Below are 22,209 nucleotides of genomic sequence, written 5' to 3'. Positions count from 1 at the left end.
CTCCGCATGCTGAAAAGATGAGTCTTCTCAAATACATGATTCTTCTCGGTAAACGCCGCGACACTCTGACTCAGTAAGACTAAACGTCGATCGACGAATAAGGCCGCGATGACCTCTGGAGATCTTACGCAGAGCTCCCTACGTCCTGATCCGTCCGGTCTGTCGTGACGAGGACGGTAAAATGCTAGTTGATGGTGGTCCATGAAAGAAAGGTTCGTTGTTTCCCGGCGGCGTACTGGTTTCGGTGATTGCCTGTGGTCGCTCGCGTCAGCTTGGCAATACGCCAAGCGGACAGGGCGTACGCTGGTTATCGATTGGCGCGGATCTTGTTATCTCGATGACCCCTTCACCAACGCCTTTGGGGTGTTCTTCGAGCCAATTCAGGACATCGCCGGTGTACCCGTGATTTGCGATGATCGGATCAATCAACTCTCTTTTCCCGGACCGTTTTTTCCAACCTGGTGGAATCGGCCATCCTTCGACTGCGTTTATCGACCAGACGAACAGATTTTCCGCGAACGCGATGAGCTGAGGCAGCTCTTCGAAGCCCGGGATGACACTCACGCGAATACTGTGGTGTGTGATGCTTGTTTGATGTGGGGTTGTGATCAGGATGCCGAGCGACAAGTATTTCGGGCCGTCAAACTGCGGTCCGAAGTTCAAGCTCGGATTGACGCGATCTATCAGGAGCACTTCAAGGGTCGCAGCGTAATTGGGGTTCATGTTCGACACGGCAATGGCGAAGATATCGTGGGGCACACGCCATACTGGGCCGATCCGGAGCGTGCGTTGCGGCAGGTATGCACTGCCATCGAAAAGGCCAAGGCATCGCCCCGCGAAAAGCCAGTGAGAGTGTTTTTATGTACGGACAGCCCGAAAATTGTGGATCGGGTGTCGGCCATGTTTCCCGACCTCTTTACTATCTCAAAGCGCTTCCAGGCGGTTCAAGCAGGGCCATTGCACAGCGCAGAACTGGGAGCGGAGGGAGGATTCTCCGCTCTGATCGAGATGTACCTCCTCGGTCGATGCGATACCGTGATTCGCTTTCCGCCGACCAGCGCCTTTACGCGCTATGCGCGCCTTGTCGCGCCGCGCGTTATCGAGTTCGATTTGGATGATCCGACCCGTCTGATCTTGATCGATGAGTCGTCCGAGCATCACCCGATCTTATAAGCTGCATGCCCTTACACTCTCGCCGATCGTGCCGCGACTTTGTGTTTGTTCTGTTGTTGCCGCCGTGCCGAGGGTGGCGGGCCTTTTGCCGATTGGGCGCCGTGGAAGTCGAGGTCGTCGCTCTAATTTAGCTCATTGCGCCGAAACGAGCTCACCGTCGAATCGAGCGGCCACTGAGCCAACAAACCTGACGTACGGGGCTGGTAACGTTCGATTAGCGGGCGTAGCGGGCATCGTTGCGGGCGCGGCGGTGAGTGCCGCTGTTCTGAGATGTATGCCGCGCGCAACAGGCTGTCGTGCTCGTTGTCCACGGTTTCGCAGATAGTCGAGTGATCCCAATTCGATCGAGAGACGAAAGGCTGCCGAGCCGCAACCTGGTGGTCGTGGGACGTGAAGAAGCCGCGCGACTTCATTTCCCGCGAATCGAAGGGTGGTCAGACAAAAAGTGCGCACCAGCGGCTGTGACGTCGGGTCGTTCGGCTGACAAATGACAAACTGTTCGCTCAAGGACGCATTGAAGCATTTCCAACAAACCTGGCACTGTTGCCGTGGTTGCGCTTGAGTAAGAAAAGAGGCGAATTTGACAGGAGCGCGCGTCCGCCGACAACTTCGGAGCTCGAAAACACGATAAGGATCCGTCGCCTGTGTGGCTGTCAGAAAGCACACGCGCTTAGTGCCTTTGATCCGCTAAGCTGTTAGCGAACGCGACACTGCGTCGCAATCGTATCGGCATTCTTCGTGTTGCACTGGCCCAAATCCTGCACCGATCCAAGCGCAAGTGAGTGCGGCAAGGGGAAGGGAAGAAAGATGGGTTCGGGGAAGAAAGATGGGTTCGGGCCGGCATGTCAGACAACCATGCGCTCCAGTGTCGCATGTCGGAAGTCGACGTCAGGATCCTCTCCATGTTGGTATGATCTGCATGCAGCAGGAAAGACTGGAACATGCTGGTGCCCAGTGGGAGTTGCGACTTCGGCTCGACCGCCAAAGATCGATTTTTGCTCTGCCGCACCATCTCTTGCGCGCGGCGAGCTGTCGATGATGATTTATATTCGCAAGGGGCGGTGGCTGAACGCGATCTCGAGGTCGAGCTGGCTACCGCCCGATGCGGCCGCGCCGCGTGACAAAACTCAAAAAGTTTGGGCGCAAGCGGTTGCTGGCATTGCGCAACAGCGCGGCCGGCCCACCCAAGGTGCCGGAGGGCGCGCTGCTGACATTATCGACAACGCCAGTCGTCGACGGGCGCGTTCAACATGTGTTATAGCCGGCGGAGCCTGTTGGCGTCGCGGCGGCGTTCGGTCCTTTGACCCACATGCGGCCTGCATGGCCACACTGGGTAGGCATATCGCTGCAACATTCCGGGACGCCGTGGTGGGAAAGAAAAACGCTCACCTTGCGTTCGAATGAATCAAGCGAAACACGAGGGATCGCGATCGGCGACGTAGGCCGTATGTGATCGTCTGCGAATACGTGAGAAATCATTGCTCGTTTTTGTTGGGTCTGCACCAATATTATTCCAACGGAGGTTTGTGCGCGAGTTTGTGAAGGAGCGTGAATCGAATGAAGGCGTCTTGTTTACCGTCGTGCCATGAAAAGATGTTATCTCCTGGTGGCATCCGAATGGACACGAGATTGAGTGTGAGATGCAAAACGATGTTTCGAAGTTCGAACTAAGTGCAAGCAAGAAGGGCGACGTCGGCGTTGTCACAGTGCATGTTGCTTCCGAGTGCGAATGGCCTGGCTCGGAAGGCGAGGCGAACCATCCCGTGGTCGTGCCCTTGAACGAAATCGCCCTCAGAGGAGTGTTCGAAATATCGAACATGCTTGCCAGCCCTTCGCGGCTCGAAGTCGCTCTGGCAAGCGTTATCGAACTGCTGCAATCTTCACTGCAGATGCGGCACGGTGTCGTGTCTCTCCTGGCAGACGACGACGTGGCGGAGATTGCGGTCGGCGCCGGTTGGACCGAAGGAAGCGATGAACGCTACCGCATGCGCCTACCTCAAAAGGCGATTGAGGAGATTGTGGCGACGGGTATGCCGTTCGTGGCTGAAGACGTTGCAACGCATCCAGCGTTTAGCGCTGCTGATATGGATGTGCTCGGGGCCAGCGATCACGTACGGTTATCCTTCATCGGAGTCCCCATCAGCGTCGATGCAAAAGTAGTCGGCACCCTATCGATCGAGCGTGTGCCAGACATCGACTCGATGTTCCCGCTCGATTCCGATGTCCGGCTACTCACCATGATTGCCAACCTAATCGGACAGGCGGTGAAGCTCCATCGCTTGGTGGTGCGCGACCGCAAGCGCCTCATGGCGGAGAGCTACCGGTGGCAGAAGGAGCTCCTCGAATTTAAGCAACCGGCGCGAGAGCGTAAGAAGGTTCATATCGATGGTATTATCGGTACCAGCCCGGCGCTACGCGGACTGCTCGACAAGATCGCGGTAGTAGCCAAATCGAATGCCACAGTTCTGTTGCGAGGTGAATCGGGTACCGGCAAGGAGCTGGTAGCCAAAGCTATTCACGAGTTATCTCCGCGTGCTAAGCGGCCGTTCATCAAGATGAACTGCGCGGCGCTGCCTGAGACAGTGCTGGAATCCGAATTGTTCGGTCATGAAAAGGGGGCGTTTACTGGTGCCCTTAACTCACGCAAAGGGCGCTTCGAGCTTGCCGACAAGGGTACGCTGTTTCTGGACGAGATCGGCGAGATCTCGGGCTCGTTTCAGGCAAAGCTGTTGCGGGTTCTTCAGGAACAAGAGTTCGAGCGGGTCGGTAGCGGCCACACTATGAAAGTTGATGTCCGCGTGATCGCTGCAACCAACAAGGACCTGGAAGGGGCGGTGGCAAAGAACGAGTTTCGAGCCGACCTTTATTATCGTATTAGCGTAGTTCCATTGCTGCTGCCCCCGTTGCGCGAAAGACGTAGCGATATTCCGCTGCTTGCCACTGAGTTTCTCAAAAATTTCAACAGCGAAAACAGTCGTACGTTAACGTTCGATCCAAGTGCCATGGACGTGCTGATGAATTGTGGTTTTCCGGGTAATGTGCGTGAACTCGAAAACTGCGTGCAGCGGACCGCAACACTGGCGCCAGGGCCGTTCATCGTCAGGCGCGATTTTGCTTGCTGTCACGGTCAATGCCTCTCTGCCCTGTTGTGGAAGAGCGGACTGGATCAAACGAAGCCGCGGGCCGCGGTGATCGGTGACCTATCGGCGAAACCAGCTGTACCGGCCCCTGACACAGCTGCGTCGATTGCCGTTCTAACTCCACCTGTTGAGGTCGCGCCGACCGATGGTGCGATCGTGAGTGGTGCGAAGCTGACGGATCGCGAGCGCCTCATTGCTGCAATGGAAAAAGCTGGCTGGGTTCAGGCAAAGGCCGCGCGCCTTCTTGCATTAACGCCGCGCCAAATCGGCTACGCGCTCAGGAAATATGGCATCGAAATCAAGCGCCTGTGAACGGCTGATGGACTTGGTCTATGCTGTCAGGACCGCGAGCGTGAAGTGACAAGAGGCCTGCACGTCCAAGAAGAAGCAGCATCGGAGATCCGGCGCCGATGGCAACGTGGTGGGCCGACGATCGGGCTGAATATTCTGCGACTATGTCTAGCAGATCGAGCAGGTTGCGGCGCCTCAGAATGAACCCAGCAGGGATTGATCGGACTGTCAGAGACGGGAAAGTCGACCTTGGCACCGAGCGGAGGCTCATTTGCAGGTAGCTCCACCGAGACTGATCGAGCGTCGGAGCCCCGTTTCGAGAGCACGTACCATTTGCGCATTGATCGTGGCCGGACCCGTCCAGACGTTCTTGCTCATGCCATAGCTCGGCTATTGATGCGAGGATATCGGGCGCACCAAGCTCATGCATTTCCTAGGGGAGCGGAGCATGAGGAACGGATGTCTTCCATCTCCAACCGGATCGAAGCCGGGCGTCTCGCCCCTCCGGCGACTAGCTCCCGGCCTAACCGATTTTGTCGACCGCTGCGGCATTAAGCATCGTCGTCGGGGGCTCCCGGATCCGCAAACCACTTCTTCCGAATCCTTAGAAGGAAGACCTGCGAGGTATCGGCAGATATCGCCGTCTCGCGCGGCGTCCAATTCGCATCGTGCCGGTCCATGTCTGCGTCCATCCCAATATGACATGCGGATGGACTATTGAAGTACCAGAACCAGCTTGAACCCGGTACGTGGCGGCCCGGACCCCAGAAGGCCCGGTATCCCTTCTCTCTAAGGCGGCAACCATTGGTAATTACCCGGTGGGGCCGCCGAAGTGAAAAGCGAAGTGTTCCAGCCCCTGCATGTCCGAGGGCGCGGCGATGAGAAAATGCGTGTGATGGTCGAGGCTGTCAGCCGGCTGCAGGAACGGGCCACTCCCGGTAAAGCGGTCGGTGCAGCGAAAGCCAAGCCGATTGACGTAAAATGCTTCGGCTCTCGAAACGTCAGGTACAAAATGTGCGACGTGAGATAGGGTTCGTGGGCGGATAACGGAGGCTGGCGACAAAACGCCGAGGCTGTTGATTGGCCGCAATATGTACGTCCCCGGAGCGTTCGAGAATTCGCCCATAACCACGAACCGCCGTCTGACCGAAATCTGAAAGCCGATCACAAAATGTGCGTCATCGATCGGTTCGATGGATCCGTCATCGAGATAGCGCACATCGCGGTCGCGGCGCAGTTCCGCAGCAATTGTGTCTAGCGTTGCCATATTGGTCACGCCCACTACCGTCTTCCGAAGTCGGTAACCCGGGCTCGGCGGCGTGGGCAACAGCGGATTGCGCTCGTGAGCGATCACCACCGACGTGCCGTCAATGGCCTCGAAGCGATCGCCAATCTCTGTGCCGTGCACCGGCGTCACTCCCTAGTCTGTGAGAAACCGTGAGGAACCAGCTACGTCCTCGACGCCGAAGGTGAGGCTGTCCAATCCGACGATTTTCATCGTTCTATTTGCAGTCCATTTTGCGATGTCATGGCTCGACGTCGTCGTTGCGCTTCGCGTGTTGATAACCGTCCTCGCGCTCGGTGCGGATCTTTAACGAGCGCTTCTTGCTGGTGTTCAGAAACTATCCGATCATTCGCAAGTCCTCGCGTTTTCCTCCAGCAGCGTCGAGCGGTTCGTTACACATTTTAGAAATCCATTGTGGAAATTTATGACCTTGATACAGCTAGTTGATCAGCAGGAAGAACTGGATGCGTTTCAACAACAGGCTTGACCTTAATCTTCTCGTCGCGCTGGATCACTTGCTTCACTTACGCAGCGTGAGCGCCGCAGCGACACGGATGAACATGACGCAATCGGCCATGAGCAGCGCGCTCCAGCGTCTACGCGATTATTTTGAAGACGAACTTCTAGCCAAAGCCGGCCGTAACATGGAACTCACACCGCGAGCCGAGGCGCTCAAGGTCTCGGTGAGAGATCTGCTCGTTCGGATCGAAGGGACAGTCGCCAGATCCTCTAAGTTCGACCCCTCGCAGTCGGAACGCTGCTTCACCATCGTGGCATGTGAGTACACGCTCGCGACAATCGCTCCAGCGCTACTTCGCCATTGCGAGCGAATTGCACCAGACGTAAAGTTCAATTTTGCGAGCCAACTCGCCGCGCCAGAGCGGCTGCTCGAACAGGGAACGGCCGATCTACTGATCATTCCCAAGGAGTTCTGCTCGAACCGCAACCCCTCGGAGGTGATCCTGCATGACGATTATTGCGCTGTCGCGTGGAGCAGGGGGCATTACGCAAGCCGCAAGCTTTCGAGGAAAGAGTTCTCCACGGCGCCCCATGTTGTAATGCGAGCCGCCGAAGACCGTCAATCACCCCAAAAGCACCTTATGACGCAGCGCGGCGTAGAACGCCGGATAGACGTGACCACCGATAGCTTCAGCGCGCTGCCCAGGCTGGTCGCCGGTACCAATCGAATCGCGACAACGCACCGGCGCCTCGCAAACGAGGCAATTGGCCGGCTACCGATCAAGATCGTTGAACTTCCGTTCAAGCTCCCGCCCATGCAACTATCCGTGCAGTGGCACAGGTACAGATCGAACGATACGGGCTTGGTTTGGCTCCTTGAGATGATTAGGGCAACGGCAAGGAATTTAGGCTGAGCCCCCACATGCGAGGGAGTTGAACGGTCGAGGGAGTTGAACGGTCAGAATGGCAAACATGTTTTTTTGCCGCGTTTGGTGGATCTTGTGCTATCTCGGCGTCGGGTGCAGCATGAATCTTCTTTGCCGGGCGCGCCCAGGAGCTCGACGAGGAACCTCCTCTCGAGTGAAGACCGTTGAAGTTTTGTATCTGAAAGTTGCTCGTCGTTGGTCCTGTGGCGGGGGATCAGACGACCCGCTGTGTGGGGTGCAGAAGAACGACCACCTCTGGTGTATCCCTGCCGGCCATGATTCAGGCCGACAGTACAGATCGGTAGGAAGATGAAGTCCGGGAGCTGGAAGAACGAGGGCCGCAGCCTATGCAAGGCCGCTAGATCCGTGCCACGGGGGCCGCACCACGCCACCACTGAGGGCGAGACTATAATCCGGGCCGCCGTCCTAGTTCGGTACGTAGATTACAAATAGCGTTGTTCGCCAGATCAAATACATTCTTTTCTCCTGTTCTCAATGAATGTTCCAGGTGGGCTCGTAGCCTAGCCCGCAGCAACGCCTCAGCATTGTGGGTCAGAAATGGATCTTTCTCTACGAAACGCCATGACTTCTCAAACGCCGCGCTTACCAGAGTATCGAGTGTGTGCTCCTGCGTGGGCGAAGTGTGATCCATGGATAGAAACTCCAACAAGATATCCTTTTTCAGCAACGACTCGCCGCTGGTCAGAGAAGGTAGGTTGAAAGCGGCGCTTAAGCGGGGCGGGGAGTAACCCGCAGTCATTCAGCTCGTGAACCCACGCCTATACAGGTGCTTGTTGAAGCGATGATCACTGCTGCTGTGCAAAGTGGCTTCAGTACTTCACAAATTCGGTATTCTAGTAAACTTTGCTAAGATTGGCGCCTCACGTGATGGATAAAATCTATCGTCCATCCGCAGGACGAATCCGTCAGCTCGGCGGGCTGGGACGCCTGGCGCAGCAGAGGCCAGCGCGAGGCTGACATATCCGCTGCTGCGTCCGAGGCCGCTTGCGGCCGAGTGGTTGTCGTGACTTCAGCTCACATGTCCGCTCAGAATTGCGGAAGCCGAACAAAACGACCGGAGTTCGTCTTTGGAGAAGTCGAACAGTCCTGATGGATCCGTGCTGGTCGCAAGGACGATCGCTCGCCGGTGCCCACCGAAAGTCGCTCGAGCCGCACTTTCTTCGAGCGCCGTATCTTATGGGCTGCATCGAAACAAATGACGTTCTGACCAGGCATAAATTGCTCCCGCTATCTGATGTGGATCCTGCTCTCGGAATCGGCGCGCAGAGTCGGCTGCCCACATAGGGGGCGAGTGTGGCGCCTTTGCGCAGATGCTGAAGCGATAGATCGGCAACACCTGACATCTGTCGCAGGTGCGTCAATCTTCGTCAGGAAAAATCGACGGGGAGGGCGTTGCCGAAAGCTGAAGTCGATCCGGTCCCTGGCCTCAATGTTTCGTTGGCGGACGCGAGGGAGCGCCGAGGGAAGCCAGCTGGACTTAAGTCTGTGCTCTATGCCCAAGCGCAGTGTGATTGCCGGTCCACTGCGACGTACTTCTTGACCTTTGTGGCGTCTTCCAAAATGGGGAACTGAAACAAACGGCTTCCTCGGCAGGCACGGGGCGCGAGCTTGCGGAATTATCTCGTCGCAAACAGGCGAGCAGGATCTACAACCGGCTCAGCGTGACGCGCCACATTGCCTGGGTCATCGATTGATCGCACAAACGATACTCCCGCGTGCATTAGATCTTGAACGCCGGAAGGAGGGCGAGCAGTAGACCTACAACGGGTCAGAATCGGCGGTCGATAGGATGCTGAAGACGTGCAAAACGATCCGCCTCCGAGATCCTGCTAAGGATCAGGCTGGAATTTCCTTTCAAGCGCGCCATCGCGAGAGAGTTGCTCATGGAGCGGCCACACGCGTGGGCGAGGCACATTAACTGCGGTGGTAAACAATCCAAGTTCCGTCAATTGCTGTAGTCTTGCTCGCCTGATCGGGAATCAAATGTTCTGAGTACACTATGCTGAATCTTGCCTAAGGCCGTTCGCGGCAATTCCTCCGTGAAAATGATTTCGCGGGGCACTTTGAAACGCGCGAGATGCGATTGCGCATGCGTTACGAGAGCCTCTGCGTTCGTCCCGGCTCCGGGGCGCGTGATCACATAAGCGACCGGTACCTCGTCCCATAATGGATCCGGCCGGCCAATGACCGCGCACTCTGCAACGTCAGTGTGCTCCAGGAGTACACGTTCGACCTCCGCCGGATAGATGTTTTCCCCGCCGGAAATAATCAGGTTTTTCTTGCGGTCATGAACCCAAAAATAGCCGTCGCGATCGCGAGAGGCGATGTCGCCAGTGCGATACCAGCCGTCATGCATCGCCTCGCGCGTGGCTGCTTGATTGTCCCAATACGCGTACAATACGTTTGGGCCGCGCACTGCGATCTCACCCGGCGTCCCCGCGGGCAACTCGTTGCCGGCATCGTCCATCACGATCGCTTCACAGCACAGTCCGGGTAGGCCGGTCGACCCCTCCCGCGAAAGGTCACCGCCGAGCCTCGTATAGATCGCAATGGGGCTTGTTTCCGTAGAGCCGTAAACCTGCAGCACGGGCACGCGGCGTGCAACCAAGCGATCGATCAGGTGCTGCGGCACAATCGTTGAACCCACCGAGATCGCTTTCAGCGACGACAGATCGGCCGTCGACCACCTAAGGTCGCCAGTCAAGGTTTGAATGATCGCAGGCACCAAGGCGGTCAAAGTCGGCCGATCATGCTCGAGTGCGGCAAAGGTGGCGTCAGTCGTAAACCGTGAATAGATGCTAACGGTCGCGCCAAGATGCAATGCCGGCGTCGTCTGAATGTTGAGCCCGCCGACGTGAAAAAGCGGCAATACTGTCAGCACATGATCGTCGGATGTGAGGGCGTGCATATGCTGACTCATCACGCCGTTCCACAACAAGGCTTCCTGGCTCAGAACTGCTCCCTTTGGCCGGCCCGTGGTCCCTGAAGTATAGACGATCAGAAGCGGGTCGGTCAGGTCCGCGTTGGGGGTGTAGCTGTCTCGCTGTAATTGCTCCAACAAGCCTTCCCACGCGCGCGTGCCGGAAGACGCAAAGTCGAAGCCCACAGTCGTTACCTGGGGCAGTGTCTCTGCTAGAATCGGCAGAAGTCCTTCAAAAGCCTGCTCGATGACCAGAAGCTTGGCCCCCACATCGGACAAGATAAAAAGCTGCTCGGTAACCGCCAGCCGCCAATTCAAGGGCACCAATATCGCCCCGAGTCGCGCACAAGCGTAGAGGAGAACGAGGTAATCAGGGCGGTTGAGGCTGAGGAGAGCAACGCGATCGCCTCTGTTGACGCCGAGCTCATTTTTCATGGCACGTGCTGCGCGGCCGATGCGTCGATTAAGGTCGGCGTAACTTAAGGTCTCGCCTTCGAAATGGATCGCAGGCTTGTTAGGAGCGAACGCTGCGTTGCGCTCAATCAGTGTGCAGAGATCCACTATTCTTGATCCTCTCTTGGGGTCCATACAGGGCTCTCAGCTGAGTTGTCCGAATCAGCGTTTGTTGGCGTCCATTTGAAGGTTGTAATGTGTTTTACGTTCTGAGGCCGATGTAGCCAAACGGACAAGACATCAGGGCCATTCAACAACCGGCTGAACCGAAATCGCCGGGATCGTGGCGCCCAGGGCTCCGTATAACTCAGGCCGCCGCAGGGGCGGGCTTCGAACCAGACGCGTTCGGCATTGTCGTGGGATCCGATCGGCTGGCATTTTTCGTGTCATTCGCGCCTCACGCCTCAGCACGACTACTGCGGTATCACACTCAACTCGAGATCACGGAAGCTGGTGTAGTTCTGCCGAATCCATTGATGCAGTTCGCTCGAGGAATCCTTTTCATGGCGTAGATAGCCAGTGAAAGACAAACCTAATCGGCAGATAAAGGCGTTCAGAAATACCGGCAGCGCCGCGAAGCGGAGCACGCGGCCCCGCTTCATGTTGTCGAATAATTCGCCGCGGACAACGAACTCGTTATGCACGGTGATCAGTATCTGCGGCGGAACCAGCCGCCGTAGCATCTCATGGGCGCGCGCTGAGACACGGTCGATGTCAGGCATGAACAGGACGATTGGCACGACGTGGTGCAGTATCGCCTCGCTCAAGAAGTCAATTTCGCCGCACATTTTGAAAAACTCATCGAAGGCGTGGAAGCCGAGGTCGATCACCTTGGCCACGCTATCATTGAGGATCAGTCGATCAACTAGCTGCATCTTGCCATAGGTATCCATGACGTCCGCTGTCTCGGTGACAGTGGGGAGGTAGTCGAGCAGCGACGGCTCCTTCAAGTTGAGGTCGAAGGAGAGCACTGTACCGTTCTTCAGCAGCAAGAACTCGCTCAAGAGCCGCGCGATCAGCGTCTTGCCGACCTGCGGGCTCGCAGAGCAGATGATGTAGACTGGGGTTACCAAAACTGCGATCCAGCGCCGCATGAGTCCTCGATTGACTACCTCTCGCCCGCGCGGGTTACCGACTTGGCGCCGGCGAGGTCTGTCAAGTTGATGCGGTCATACTCGCTCCAGACATTGGCAAGCCAATGTCTGACGTAACCGCGCAGCACGAAAGAGTAGTCGGCTGCGTCATCGTGCGGTCCTTTGTTCGCGACAAAATTGACGAACGGGACGGAAGCGACTTCGACCTGTTCATAGGCCATCTCGTTGAGCTTCGGGATCGTTAAGTCAGTGGCGTCTTTGATGCGGCGGAAATAGGAACTGTACGTCGCCTGGTCCCATTGAAAGAACTGCGTGTCGTTGATGAAGTTCTTGACCAGGTAGTATTTTGCACCGGCCATGAAGTTGCTCGTTTCGGCGATCTCGTCCAGCGAGGCGATAGACGATCCCAATACATGGAATACGGCAAAGGTGATTTGCCCCGATCGCGCGGCGTCCAAAAAACCTATATCGCGCAGCGACGCTAGCGCTGGGGACATCAGTCCTGCGCGCACGTCGATCACGCTGACGGATAGGCCGGAGTTCAGCGTGTCGAAAATCTTCATCTGGTCCGCGGTCCTCGTCATATCCACGATTTCGGTGATCGCGGGGTGAAAGCGCTTGAGCGTCCCGCGCGGCGACTCGGTGTCAAATGCGCGTGTCTGCACATTATTCGCGCTGAAATAATCCAAAAGGGTCCGAGACACGGTCGTTTTGCCGACCCCTCCCTTGTCCGCGCCGATCACAATAACAACTGGCTTTACCATAGAAGTCCTCTCAAGATGCTCGTTCAATCCATGCGACCGCGAAGCGCGCGGCCTGCGTGTCTGCGGTCGTGCCTTCGACGCCATCATGGCCCAATGTGGAGTTCGTTCGATTTGTGAATAGTGACGGCCGCTGCTGTTGAGGATGCGGCTGTCCATCGTCGCTCTGGAAGAAATGGTATCTTAGTTCATGTTTGCGTTTCCATCTCCGAGTGGCTTACTGAAGCGATGGCGACATCGCGTTGTCATACGAACCTCCGGACGGGCGGCATCATCGGACCAATCACATCCGAAAGCACGATTGCGACCGCAGCGACAAAAGTACGCTTGTCCCAACCCCTGCCTTCTCGAAGACCTCGATGCGCCAACAACAACGACTTCGGGCCGCGGCTGAAGGTTTGGAAAGAGCGGATGCGCATGGGTCGGTCCTACTAGTCAGGTGAGACAGATCGCCAGACCGGCGTTCTCGAGCGCTTGTAGGATCGCACTTGCAACATGTTGAGCGTCGCCCTTGTGCTCGCCGATCTGGCTAGATGCCACGACGCCGGTGATTATGGAGTACGCTTTCTGTCGCTCGGCGAAGGTGTCTTCAACATAGTCGCCGCACGCCTTGCAATCGATCACAGGACGGCCGCTCCATGGGTCATGTGATGCGGTTTGATCTCTGGCATGACATTTGGGGCACTGCATGTATCAGGCTTTCGGCGTGCTTTGGTTTGCGAGTGATCTTTGTCGATGAAAACAACTTTGCTTCCGGAGGAAGTGAGTTGCGCGTCGGAAGGCTCGTCCAGGTGAGTTGGAGTCATCCTTTTTGTGAAGCGTAGGTCGGCGCGGGGCATCGCTTGTCCAAGTCGTCGCGCGCGAAGCGCGACCTACATTCTGAAGATGCCGTAATGTGGCACTTCGATTGGAGTATTAAGCGAAGCACTCAATGCGATTGAGAGTGCGTTTCTGGTGTCTCTGGGATCAAGAATGCCGTCATCCCAAAGCTCGGATGTTGCATAATAGGCACTCGATCGCTCCCGATACTCATCCAAAATCGGCTCTCGAATGGCCGCCAATTCTTGGTCGGACAAACGCCCGCCGTCACGGGCCAATTGCCTCGCCTTGACATGGGTTAGCACGCCAGCCGCTTGCTCCGCCCCCATGGCCGAAATCTGAGAGTGTGGCCAGGTAAACATAAAGCGTGGATCGAAGGCTCGACCAGCCATGGCGTATGTCCCCGCACCATGAGAGCCGTTGCAAATCACTGTAAGTTTCGGGACCTCCGCTCCGGAGACGGCCATGATGAGCTTGGCACCGTCCTTCGTGATGCCGCGTTCTTCGTATTCCCGTCCAACCATGAAGCCGGTGGTGTTCTGCAGGAAGAGCAAGGGCGTCCGGTTGTTGTCGCAGAGTTGTATGAAGTGGGCGCCCTTCAGAACACTCTCGTTCTGCAACACGCCGTTGTTTGCGATTACCCCGATCTGGTATCCATGGAGTCGCGCGAAACCGCATACCAGGGATTGGCCATAGCGGGGCTGGTACTCGTGGAACCGGCTGCCATCAACGAGGCGCGCGATGATCTCCCGCATGTCGAACTGAGCGCGAGGATCCCTTGGAATAATGCCGTATAGTTCGGATGGATCATAGGCGGGGGGCTCCGGAGCAGATTGAGCAATCGCTTCTTTCGTTGGACGCTTCATCTGATCAACAATGTCCCGCGCAATGGCAATCGCATGCATCTCGGAAGCCGCGAAGTAGTCACTCGTTCCCGAAACGCTCGTATGCATGCGAGCTCCACCGAGCTCTTCTGCAGATACCACCTCTCCGGTGGCGGCCTTTACGACTGGAGGTCCGCCGAGAAAGATGGCCCCGGTCCCCTGCACGATGATATTGTAATCGCTCAGCGCCGGAACGTAGGCTCCTCCCGCGGTACAGTGCCCCATTACGATGGCAACCTGCGGCACCCCCATCTTGGAGAGGACTGATTGGTTACGCAGAATCCGACCTGCGTGATAGCGATCAGCGAAGAACTCTGCCTGCAAAGGCAAGAATCCGCCGGCGCAGTCACAAAGATGAACCACCATCAGGCGGTTCTCAATTGCGATATCCAAGGCGCGTACGATCTTTTTCACGGATAGTGGATACCAAGCGCCACCCTTCACACTGGCATCATCCGCATGAACAATGACCTCGCGACCCGCCACTATGCCGATGCCGACGATCTGCGCTGCACACGGCACCTCGCCGTCGTAGGCCTTGTTGGCAGCGAGAGCCGAAAGCTCGAGAAACGGAGTGTGGGGATCAAGTAACGCCTCGATCCGATCACGAACGAATAGCTTGTTTTGCTGCCGCAGGCGCCCAAGATCTCGTGCCGGTCGGTCGAAGCGAGCTGAACGCTGGCGCTCCTTCAATTCGGTCGCAAGTCGTCGGTTATGGAGCTCGTTGAGGCGAAATTCTTGCGACTTGGTGTCCACCCGGGAAACAATCCGCTGCACGTCAGCGCCCTTCCTCGGAAAATGTAACCAGTGCGGAGTCTCGTTCGAAGCTGTCGCCTACGCCAAAATGAATGCGCTCGACCACACCGCCCCGAGGAGCGCGTACGACGAATTCCAATTTCATACTTTCGACCAACATCAGCGTCGCGCCTGCAGACACGACATCACCACGCGAAACCTTGGTTGCAATCACGACGCCAGGCATCGGTGCGCGAGCCACAAGATGGCTCGCCTGCTCATCCAAGCAAGCGAGCGTTCGCAGTTGATCGCGATATCGTAGAATGTACGTCCTGCCGCGGATATGCAGGTAAAGCATATCGCCGTCGATTGCGAATTTGACCGGAATGGTGTCGCTCGCAATGACAAGGGTACCACTACCGTCGAGTTCGTGTGAAAACGACACCGGCGCAAATACCTCGTCGTCCAGGTGAAGACGATAGCCGTGTTGGCTAGGTGAAAGCCATAATTCATAGTTCTCGGCATCAAGCGCAAAGGAGTGCTTCACCTCAATTTCTCCACTGGCCGATCTCTGCATGGAGCGTGGGCACGGCGTCTGCTGAGTCGCGAACGGGCCGCGTCAGAAGCGCGGCGGCCGCTAGGACGGCGGGTAGGTCACTCGCACGTTGGCCAGCCGCCACGTGGGGGTTCTCGTCGAGATAGCCGGTATGAATCTGTCCGCTCAAAAACGTCTCGTCAGCGAACAGACGCGCAAGGAAATCTATGTTTGTCTCGCAGCCAAGAAGAACCAACTCGCGCATTACGCGTTCCGACGCTAATGCGGCGTCACGGCGCGTAGACGAATGTACAACGACCTTTGCGAGTATGGGATCGAATGCCGTCGTGATCTGCTGACCTTGAACAATGCCGCTGTCGATTCGTACCCCCTCGCGCTGAGGGTACTCCAGCATGAGTATTTTTCCGGTCGTCGGAACGTAGTCGCGTTCAGGAGCTTCAGCGTATATTCTGGCCTCAATCGCGTGGCCTTTAGAGACGATATCGGACTGTGAAAGGCGAAGCGGGCGACCTGCGGCGATATGAAGTTGCTCGGCAACGAGATCGATGCCGGTGACCATCTCGGTTACAGGATGCTCAACCTGAAGCCGAGTATTCATCTCGAGAAAATAGAATTCTCTCCCATCGAAGATGAATTCGACAGTTCCAGCATTTTGATAGTTAGCGCTACGAGCGATGCCGACCGCTATTTCGCAGACCTCTTTACGCAATTCTGGCGACAAGGCAGGTGAGGGTGTCTCCTCAATGAGTTTCTGGAAGCGGCGTTGCACCGAGCACTCTCGTTCGAAAAGGTGGATCACGTTTCCGAAGGAATCGCCTAGCACCTGCACTTCGATGTGGCGAGGGTTTTCAGCATATCGCTCGACATAGAGCCGGCCATCATCGAAGTAACGTAGCCCCTCACGGCGCGCGTGCGCGATCGCGTCATCAAGGGTGTCGAGATTGCGAACAATCCGCATGCCCTTGCCGCCGCCGGCAGCGGAAGGTTTGACCAGTAAAGGTAGGCCAAGGGCTCGCGCTCTGGAAGGGAAGGTCTCTGGATCGTCTTCCTCGACGGCGGAAGGCGCGACGGGAAATCCGCTCCGCTGAACAAAACGGCGGGCGCGAATTTTATCGCCCATCAGTTCGATGCTTTCCGAACTCGGCCCGACGAATGCAATGCCTGCCCTTTCAACAGCTCTCGCAAACTCCGCGCTCTCCGACAGAAATCCATAGCCAGGATGCAAGGCGCCGGCCCTTGCTCTGCAGGCGGAAGCGATCATTTGATCGGCATCGAGATAGGCCGCGATGGGGGAGCAACCGTCGATGGCGATCGCGGTGTCCGCCATGGAAACCGCTGGCGAGTCTGCATCGACATCGTGATAGACGATTGCGGAGCGTAACCCCAATTTGCGCAACGTCTTGATGATGCGCACGGCTATCTCGCCCCTATTGGCGATCAGGACCGTATCGAAGGGTAGTGTTTGCATCGCGTATTCGTCCAAGGAGGGCGGAATTCCGACGTTCGAGAGGTGTTGGTCCACGAGCAAGTGCACGCGCTCGTCACGCAAAGGCGAAATAGCAACGATGCCCGTCGGATCCGGCTCGAGCGAGGCCGACCGGGACCAATCGAAGCCGCGCCGAAGTCATTTCGAGCCTGCTTTTGCCTTTGCGCTATCATGCGTTGACATCACGTAGCGACACTGGTCACTCAAGCTGCTGAACTTAGTTCGGAGACAAGCAGTGATTGCCTCGACATCCGGTATGACGCCGCTGCAGAGCCGAAACACGTCCGGTGTGCAAGCCCTCTGCGCCTCCTCTGTTGCCGGTTTATCTCGGGCGACGGCGCGCTCAAGGGTGAGAGAGAGCATGGTCGCAAACGCAACGAAAGCTATTACATTGCAACCGGTTCTATAGGCCCAGAGAGCGAGGGGACACAGGCGTCGAGTCAAGAGGTCCTCTTTGATGGTTGATTGGCGCCGTATTGAGCGTCGTGCGCGACGGTCAACGGCTCCTGCAATAGACAGTTGGCCAAGGGTTCAGATCAGCGACTATCGCGGCAAGAGCGCGCGTTTTAACTCACGGGCGGGGCGCTGCTCTGAGCCATAGTGACGGTGACTTCAAGTGAGCTCGAATGCATCCGAAAGCGACAGATGAGGGGCAATTGCAACGCGCGTCTCGGGACGCAGGTGAACTGCACATCGATCATTGTCATCACAGTGTTCCGTGTCGGACATCCTCGTGACGCGTAGGAGGGGTGCTGTATCGGACATATCGCGTTTGTGACGTTGAGCACGAACCACGATGCGACATCGAATTGGCGAACTGAATGGAATTCTCTTGCGATGGGCGGCGGAGAGGTGCGCATGCTCGGCATCGAGTTCAGAGTACTCGCTCTCTTTCGCCTGACTTGGGCCAAAGGCGGCAAGCAATTCAAGGTCTAGAGGAAGTCGGCGATCGCGTTTTCGGGCGAGGGTGTCTGGATCTTGATAGCGTCGTCGGGGGTGAACATAAAGACGGTGGGACATTGGCGATCCTTAGACTCCTTGGAGACGTTGGCCTCGCCGGAGACCTCCATCACTTGTTCGAGATCGTACAATTTGACGCCACGTGCGATTCAAGCCCTCCGAGCGGTTGGTTTGACGAAATTGTGTGAATTCGTATGGCGGCGGCAGGCACCTCATTCGCGACAATGTTTAGAAGGCAAGGCGACAAGAAAGATAGAGAAAGATAGAGGGTGAAACGATTTCGCGGCTCAGCCCACCAAATCGCAAAGTTGATCGTGGCCGATCCTGTGTGATTGCGAGGCAAAAGTTGACGTCAGTCGCCAAACGGGACCACTCGTCGACAAAAGGCAAAAAAGGCCCGTTCGCCGTCCGCCCACGCGGAGATGAGGCGAGCGGTCAAGCAGGCAAAGACGGTGGCATGAGAAGGGGTAGCGCTTCCGAAGCGAGCCGAACAAGCAGCTGTCAGCCCAACTTCGACGTGCTCGATTGCTGCGTTGCGAATTGAAAGCCCAAGTCCTCAGGCTCAATAAGGAGAGCAGGGTCGCGGCTGCAGCCAACTAGATTTGGTAGGCAACAAAGGAATGGCTTGAATCTTACGTAACGTCACATTGTAGGCGTGGAGAGCGCAATATGAACGGAATATGAAAGGTATGCACCATGCATGAATGGCGCATTTTTCAATTGAATACGCTCCCCACTTACATGCTCGGCAGAGAGCATGGCATCGTGACGCCGGCTGCCGACTATCCTCTCGCCAATAATTGCGGCCGGTCTAAGGAAGACGAGCAAGAGCAGGCCAAAAATATATGGGCCGACTGCTTCGCACCTCAGGATCGGATCAAGTACATCCGTAAAAATCGCTCGCAGTTTGAGTTCCGCGACTACAATCAGATGATGGACGTCGTGCGGGGCCGCTGCTTCACCGGTTGCGCATTGGAGCTAGTCAACTGGCGCAATCGATTCAGGGTAAGGGCGTGGCGCGTCGTCCTATTGTTCTGCCTCGCCACATGGATGGCCATTGTCTTCGCCGTGGTTCGAGCAGTCAGTTGAACGTTGGCACGCGAAGTCATTACAAGCAGAGAGATCTGAGCATTGTCGGATCGGTAGAGTGTCGAGGAACCGTGCGAACATCTGCGAGTCCGGCACTCGCTGGCAATCCGTCGAGCCAAGAATTCGTCAAACGAGGTGGTCGTCCATTGCCCATCGGTGCAGAGACTTGGTAGGGGCGATGCTTTGGCCTATGTGAGCGCACCAGCGGTGCCGGAAATCGGTTGCTCTGGCGCGACTTCGGCGATCGAGTGACGAGATCAGATATCGGCGATCTGCCGAAAGTCGCCTCGGACGCGTCGAGCCGCCGACGCTAGGGCGAAAGCAGCTCGATTTCTCTTTTTGGCATTGTCATGACTGTTCTTCATCGTGTTACGATGAGGAGCGAGGTCTATTAGTATTCAAGCGGCAGCCACAAGGGCGATAATCAACTTAACGAGAAGACCAAGTTCGATTTGAGTAAAAGATGCACGTCCTAGGATGAGTTTGGCGATGTCTGTCCGGTTGGAAGGAGTTCGCAAGCTTGGGGGTAACGCCAAGACTGCTTCATCAAAAAGCCGTCCCAGCTTCAAAAGCTGTTCCGGCTCGTACAGTTTGCTGGACTCGTGCTCGATGCGGTTCGCTTTCCCTCCTGTGACTGCACTATCAGTTTGTTCGTCAACTTTCGAGCACATGTCGAGCTTCGCCGCTACTAGCTCGTTTGTAAGTGCATTGAGGATCCGAGTTGCTTCAAGCGCGCTCTGGTCCTCGCAGATTAGTCTTGCAATCTCTTCGATTTGTAATTCGATCCTCTGTTTAAGATGTTGAACACGGGAGTTGCAGCAACGTGAGTCCGCAGCACGCTCTCCAGGCGGCGCAGTGGGCAAATGTGGGTCAGCATCAGTTTTAAGTCGAATGGGAGATGAGTTGGCGAAAGCGCGAAAAGGAAGAGCGAAATATCGAAGGAGCTGCGCAAAAAAACCAAATGCCATCACCCGATATGCTTGGTTCAGGCGCTCAACTGGCCTCGATTTTCGAGATACGTACACTGTCAAAGTCATAGCTGCCTCATGCATCGTTCTGGTCCACGAATCTTCTATTGCGACGCGCTGGCCTCCAGCGCGCGGGAGGATGCTGCCCGATAAGACCTGCTGATAACCGTTCGAAAGGCCTTCCTGGAGCCTTACCGTTGAACAGGTGGCGAATTAGTCCACCTGGAGCAACCGCCCTCAACAGTCGACGATTAATTCTCATGACCCGCTCCATCCCCGAGCTCAAGCGCTGCGTTGACTAGCAGCATTCATTGGGATTGGTAAAATAGATTGTTGTGATGCAGCGCATTCACCCCATGGATAGAATGAGCGAGCAATGACGTATTCCGGATTATGTCCGCGGCAATTGAAATTGCCGTTGATGCCGCGCTACGACCACGATTCCTTCGTGCCTGGTCGAGCTTGGCGCTGGGGAGTTGCCGAACGGTGGGCCAAGGAGTGAGTTTTCTCGCGCTGCGACACAGATTAGGTGAAGCAGAGGAAACGGTCGCCTTCGAATAAGTCTGACTTCGAATCGAGGGGGAGCTGACCGGCAGATTGAGACAGAATTTCGGCAGTAAACGCCTCGATCACTGAATGCGGAATCCCTGCGCGTTGGTCAGGGCACGATGCAATGCCGAGTAATCACTGGTCGTTCGTGCTTTACAAGGCTAGCTAGACGCGGGTTGAGTTTTCAGCAAGCCTGAGCGTGGCGGCGTTCCGAGAACAATTCGCGACATGAATCCAAGGTCGTGCACAATCCAGCGGATGCCTGTTGCAACCACAATGATCGTCACGCCAAGCGCAATCGCGACGGCAATTCTGGTCGGGAGATCCCAGAGTTCTCCGAACTGGACCAGGTCCATGAGACGGAAGACGCTCGCTTGGAGGAGGTAAAGGAGCAGCGTGCTCTGACCCAGGTCCATTGCGATAAAGCGAGCGACCCGACTTGAACTACAAAAAAATTCCAGCATCGCAGCATAACTCCCGCGGCGACAGCAGAGGCCGCTGCAGGGCCAACGAACATTAGCAATACTTGTTTGGCCGACTGAACATCGTCAATCAGAACGAGATTGTTGTAGGCATAAGTCTCCTTGCCCCAAGCAAGAAAGCACGCGCAAGCGAGACCAGAGAGCAAGAGGAGCGAAAGAGAATTGTAGCGGACGGAGGCGCTCGTCCGCCAGCCAGAAGACCTGGCAAGCAAGAACCCAAGACAAAAGAATGCCTAAGTGTACCTGATCAAGGGGACTATCGAAAATGTGACCGGTGCGAGTGCGATCAGAACAGCAGACATGGATATCATCCATGTCGATCGCAGATTGGCAACGATGAGAAGCCCAACGACAACAAAGGAAGCAAAGGTTGCCCATATAAACCAATATGTGCCAGCGAATTCTCTTGAGAAGTCCAGCACGCCGCTCGCTACGCTTGGCGCGGGCGAAAATGCGGCCAGCTTAGCTGCTTCCGTGAATGTGCACCAAAACAGCATAGGCAACAACAACTGCACCGCGCGGTCTTTGACGCTGCGAGCGAACGCTTTTCGCAAAAGTGCGCCCGAGGAAAGATATCCGCTGAGTGCCATAAAGAGAGGCATATGAAACATGTAGATCGACTTGAAATATGCCGAATACCAATACTCATCAGCTCTGATGATGACATATTGTAATAGGTGTCCAACGATCACCAGAATAATGAGAATCCCTTTGGCAAAATCAAAACTCAGATCCCTGTCAGCTGAGCGCGAGCTACGTTCTGTTGACGCTGTTGCTATCTGATCGGTCATCAAGCCTCTAACCGTTTCTTTCCTGCATCCGCTGGCGGATTGGCCGGTTCGGTTCTGCTCTATTTCCGTTCTCAATGGAAGATGACCGCGACTCTCGATGTCGCTTTGTAGATTTCAAACGCTCTTCGGATGCGGCCGGATCGACGCAATGAGTCCATTGTCGATCCGAAAACGTGCGTACTATTTACAACGTTAGCCAAATCGGATTGCTGGCGCACGGCTATCTGCTTCAGATGCCTAGCAATAGAACGTTCGTGGAGTCGTTAGGATTGAATTCGCGGATCGCCCGTGTTCAGCAACTCTCGATCGTACCCGCCACCATTTTGAAAGTGGTATTAGGGCCTCGTCGCGCGATTAGATTGTGCAC

At 56.2% G+C, this 22,209-nt stretch carries 15 protein-coding genes and 1 pseudogene; 5 read left to right on the top strand and 11 right to left on the bottom strand.

The window, feature by feature from the left end:
* The first annotated feature begins 201 nt into the window (after nt 1–201).
* The 3 genes from NLN62_RS09940 to nifA all read left to right on the top strand — a co-directional run bounded on the left by NLN62_RS09940 (nt 202) and on the right by nifA (nt 4,625).
* The gene (locus NLN62_RS09940) at nt 202–1,173 is read left to right on the top strand and encodes a nodulation protein NodZ (RefSeq protein ID WP_254108597.1); all 972 of its coding nucleotides are present in this window, start codon (nt 202–204) and stop codon (nt 1,171–1,173) included.
* Nucleotides 1,174–2,114: 941 nt separating this feature from the next.
* Nucleotides 2,115–2,294, top strand: a complete 180-nt coding sequence (locus tag NLN62_RS09935) for a hypothetical protein (protein WP_156944495.1) — start codon at nt 2,115–2,117, stop codon at nt 2,292–2,294.
* 519 nt (nt 2,295–2,813) lie between these two features.
* On the top strand, nt 2,814–4,625 hold the full coding sequence (gene nifA / locus NLN62_RS09930; protein WP_254108596.1) for a nif-specific transcriptional activator NifA: 1,812 nt from the start codon (nt 2,814–2,816) through the stop codon (nt 4,623–4,625).
* A gap of 790 nt (nt 4,626–5,415) precedes the next feature.
* Here the strand turns inward: nifA and NLN62_RS09925 are convergent.
* Nucleotides 5,416–6,012 carry a VOC family protein gene (locus NLN62_RS09925; RefSeq protein ID WP_254108595.1) on the bottom strand — a complete coding sequence of 199 codons (597 nt, stop codon included), beginning with the start codon at nt 6,010–6,012 and terminating at the stop codon, nt 5,416–5,418.
* A gap of 341 nt (nt 6,013–6,353) precedes the next feature.
* Here NLN62_RS09925 and NLN62_RS09920 point away from each other — a divergent pair, with 341 nt between their 5' ends.
* Nucleotides 6,354–7,262, top strand: coding sequence for a LysR substrate-binding domain-containing protein (locus NLN62_RS09920; protein WP_254108594.1), 909 nt, complete (start codon nt 6,354–6,356; stop codon nt 7,260–7,262).
* Nucleotides 7,263–9,240: 1,978 nt separating this feature from the next.
* Here the strand turns inward: NLN62_RS09920 and NLN62_RS09915 are convergent.
* The 8 genes from NLN62_RS09915 to NLN62_RS09880 form a co-directional block, all read right to left on the bottom strand.
* Nucleotides 9,241–10,776 (bottom strand): class I adenylate-forming enzyme family protein, encoded by a 1,536-nt coding sequence (locus NLN62_RS09915; protein WP_254108593.1) that lies wholly within the window; start codon nt 10,774–10,776, stop codon nt 9,241–9,243.
* A 305-nt stretch (nt 10,777–11,081) separates the two neighbouring features.
* Nucleotides 11,082–11,762 carry a hypothetical protein gene (locus NLN62_RS09910; protein ID WP_254108592.1) on the bottom strand — a complete coding sequence of 227 codons (681 nt, stop codon included), beginning with the start codon at nt 11,760–11,762 and terminating at the stop codon, nt 11,082–11,084.
* 14 nt (nt 11,763–11,776) lie between these two features.
* The gene (locus NLN62_RS09905; RefSeq protein WP_027524780.1) at nt 11,777–12,526 is read right to left on the bottom strand and encodes a hypothetical protein; all 750 of its coding nucleotides are present in this window, start codon (nt 12,524–12,526) and stop codon (nt 11,777–11,779) included.
* Between the two features lie 432 nt (nt 12,527–12,958).
* Nucleotides 12,959–13,147 (bottom strand): hypothetical protein, encoded by a 189-nt coding sequence (locus NLN62_RS09900; RefSeq protein WP_254108591.1) that lies wholly within the window; start codon nt 13,145–13,147, stop codon nt 12,959–12,961.
* Nucleotides 13,148–13,395: 248 nt separating this feature from the next.
* Entirely contained in the window at nt 13,396–15,003 is a 1,608-nt protein-coding gene (locus NLN62_RS09895; RefSeq protein ID WP_254108590.1) for an acyl-CoA carboxylase subunit beta, read from the bottom strand.
* Nucleotide 15,004: 1 nt separating this feature from the next.
* On the bottom strand, nt 15,005–15,508 hold the full coding sequence (locus NLN62_RS09890; RefSeq protein ID WP_254108589.1) for an acetyl-CoA carboxylase biotin carboxyl carrier protein subunit: 504 nt from the start codon (nt 15,506–15,508) through the stop codon (nt 15,005–15,007).
* Nucleotide 15,509: 1 nt separating this feature from the next.
* Nucleotides 15,510–17,000: an acetyl/propionyl/methylcrotonyl-CoA carboxylase subunit alpha gene (locus NLN62_RS09885; protein ID WP_254108588.1), complete on the bottom strand. Its 1,491-nt coding sequence runs from the start codon at nt 16,998–17,000 to the stop codon at nt 15,510–15,512.
* A 935-nt stretch (nt 17,001–17,935) separates the two neighbouring features.
* A complete protein-coding gene (locus NLN62_RS09880; protein ID WP_254108587.1) occupies nt 17,936–18,094 on the bottom strand; it encodes a hypothetical protein in 159 nt (52 codons plus the stop codon).
* Nucleotides 18,095–18,659: 565 nt separating this feature from the next.
* Here NLN62_RS09880 and NLN62_RS09875 point away from each other — a divergent pair.
* Nucleotides 18,660–19,052, top strand: coding sequence for a hypothetical protein (locus NLN62_RS09875; protein WP_254108586.1), 393 nt, complete (start codon nt 18,660–18,662; stop codon nt 19,050–19,052).
* A 398-nt stretch (nt 19,053–19,450) separates the two neighbouring features.
* On the opposite strand, the gene NLN62_RS09870 is transcribed toward NLN62_RS09875, so the two are convergent.
* Nucleotides 19,451–20,104, bottom strand: coding sequence for a hypothetical protein (locus tag NLN62_RS09870; protein ID WP_254108585.1), 654 nt, complete (start codon nt 20,102–20,104; stop codon nt 19,451–19,453).
* Between the two features lie 626 nt (nt 20,105–20,730).
* A pseudogene (gene nolL, locus NLN62_RS53370) lies at nt 20,731–21,842 on the bottom strand (nodulation factor fucose acetyltransferase NolL).
* Between the last annotated feature and the right edge of the window lie 367 nt (nt 21,843–22,209).

The sequence above is a fragment of the Bradyrhizobium sp. CCGUVB23 genome, from assembly GCF_024199885.1.
Classification (GTDB): Bacteria; Pseudomonadota; Alphaproteobacteria; order Rhizobiales; family Xanthobacteraceae; genus Bradyrhizobium.
The sequence above is the reverse complement of the archived record's forward strand: the minus strand, read 5'-3'. Positions and strand labels throughout refer to the sequence as shown.